The organism is Thermogutta sp., assembly GCF_014359955.1.
Taxonomy (GTDB): domain Bacteria; phylum Planctomycetota; class Planctomycetia; order Pirellulales; family Thermoguttaceae; genus Thermogutta.
This window is the reverse complement of record NZ_JACIYL010000739.1, coordinates 1-2,202: the sequence shown is the minus strand read 5'-3', so window position 1 is coordinate 2,202 and position 2,202 is coordinate 1. Positions and strand designations below refer to the sequence as shown.

Here is a 2,202-nt window from a genome sequence, read left to right as displayed (position 1 = left end):
GTCAACAGCAAAAAACCGCCCCTTTGGGTCGAGGGAAACTGGAGAAGCTACGGCATCTTCAGGACACCCGAACAGACCTCCACAGTTGCCAAGGTCGCCCCGTCGCCGGTAAGCTTACGGTTTAAGGAAGTTAAGCCACGGAGGATTCCCTCCATCATTCCATCATTGCATCGGAAAATTTTTGTTTCGCACAAGGTGCCGGAAAGCAAAGCCGGCAGGAGAAAGAAGCGGCTGGGGGAGACAGTTCCTCTGCCGCGCGACGGAGCTTCATGCTTGGGCAACGGATTGAAAAAAAAGGAGGAAGCTGAGTGATCATCGCTGCAACCACCCGGTGTTTTGCCAATCTCCCTCTGGAAGCGGCGTTCGAACGTCTCAATGATCTCGAATTCACGCACGTGGAAATCATTGCCCATGAGACGGAGGGACACCTGAAACCGTCAGAAATCGCGGCTGACCTGGATCGGGCGATTGCCATTTGCCGTCAAACCCATCGCCTCACTCCTGTCGCCTACAGCGTGGACATTGAAGCCCAGGGGGAAGAGTATTACCGGCAATTCGCCGCCTGCTGCAAACTGGCCAAGGCAACGCGGGTGGTGACGGTGGTCGTCCGCGCTTCCGAACTGGGAACACCGTTTAACGAGGAAGTGGAGCGGCTGCGACGGATGGTGACCATCGCCGCCATGGAGGAGGTTGTCGTGGCCATGCTTGTCGAGACCGGCCGGATGAGCGAATCCCCGGAAACGGCCGCCGTGCTCTGCCATCATGCGAAGGGACTCGGAATCTGCCTCGATCCCAGCTATTTCATCTACGGTCGGTCGTCTCCCCCCAGTATGGAGCCGATTCTCAAATACGTGCGGCACGTCCGATTGCGCGATACCAAAAAGGACCGCTTTCAGGTGCGAGTGGGCCAGGGAGAAGTGGAGTACAGCAAGCTCCTCGCGAATCTCAGCCGATATGAATACGATCGGGCGCTGTCGATCGACATCCTTCCCGAGCCGGGTGTAGACCAGAACGCCGAGCTGCGGAAATTCCGGCTCCTTTTGGAGACGCTGCTCTAGACACCGCTGCACACCACGCCCGTTTGAATCACCTGCCTTCTCGACTGTTTGCGCACCCATTGAAAGTGGAACGGGCAGAAAAGTTGGCAAGACACACACTTTGGGTAACATGCGCAAGGACGATTTACGAACGGGTGACCCGCTGACGTGTCGCGCAAGTAACTGCGGGGCTTGTGTCGTCCGGTGGGCTGTTCAGTCGGGCTCGCGTGCTAAGCATACTCTGTGGCGGTGCGACCCGCTGGTGAACAGACAAGGGCGTCACGTTTGTTATCCGCTGTGGCGCTGAATCGCCCCCTCTTTCGCGCGTGTCCATCATATCTGGTGGTACGGAGCCATAATATTGTGGGACTTGACAGACTTGTTGACCGTTGTTACGCTTAGTTGCAGTCGATCTCCAGGGATTTTCGCATGACTGGCGGTCGACTGCAAAACAGGGGGTGGGAGGAGGGCGGAAACCCCGGAAAATACCGGCTTTCCGGGGGGGGTCTTAATCGAACCAAGTTGGGATTGAAACGAATAAAACCCGGTCATTGTGCTAACAACAGTAACGTACGTCTTAATCGAACCAAGTTGGGATTGAAACGTAATTCCTCCGCCCATTGACGGACGCTCTCCAGGTCGTCTTAATCGAACCAAGTTGGGATTGAAACAGATTACTGAGCGAGGAGTCGAGCTGGTCGTTTCCGTCTTAATCGAACCAAGTTGGGATTGAAACGAGAATCATTTGGGAGGACGGCGACCAACGGGTCGTGTCTTAATCGAACCAAGTTGGGATTGAAACCATACGTTACATTTGAGCGTGCGGTACGAGAAATGCGGTCTTAATCGAACCAAGTTGGGATTGAAACCGGTGGTCACAAAGTGCCAGGCAGGCAGGTTCTTCCGTCTTAATCGAACCAAGTTGGGATTGAAACGCAGGGCGCTAGCTCTGCGTCCCAAAACTCTACGCCGTCTTAATCGAACCAAGTTGGGATTGAAACGTTTGCGCATTCGGGGTGTGCTGAATCAGGATGCGCTAGTCTTAATCGAACCAAGTTGGGATTGAAACTTGACGAATCTAGATGTACCTATTAGCTATCTGGCAAAGGGTCTTAATCGAACCAAGTTGGGATTGAAACGTTTGCGCAGTCGGGGGGTGCTGAAT

At 54.5% G+C, this 2,202-nt stretch carries 2 protein-coding genes and 1 CRISPR repeat array; both genes read left to right on the top strand.

The genetic code is table 11. The features are described 5' to 3' along the window. A partial coding sequence (locus tag H5U08_RS16485) for a hypothetical protein (RefSeq protein ID WP_297035553.1) occupies window positions 1–312 on the top strand: 312 nt, incomplete at its 5' end. Next, window positions 309–1,058, top strand: a complete 750-nt coding sequence (locus H5U08_RS16480; protein ID WP_297035551.1) for a TIM barrel protein — start codon at window positions 309–311, stop codon at window positions 1,056–1,058. The genes H5U08_RS16485 and H5U08_RS16480, both read left to right, overlap by 4 nt. Before the next feature lie 484 nt (window positions 1,059–1,542). Continuing rightward, a CRISPR array of direct repeats spans window positions 1,543–2,176; the repeat unit is 30 nt; unit sequence GTCTTAATCGAACCAAGTTGGGATTGAAAC. Window positions 2,177–2,202: the final 26 nt, after the last annotated feature.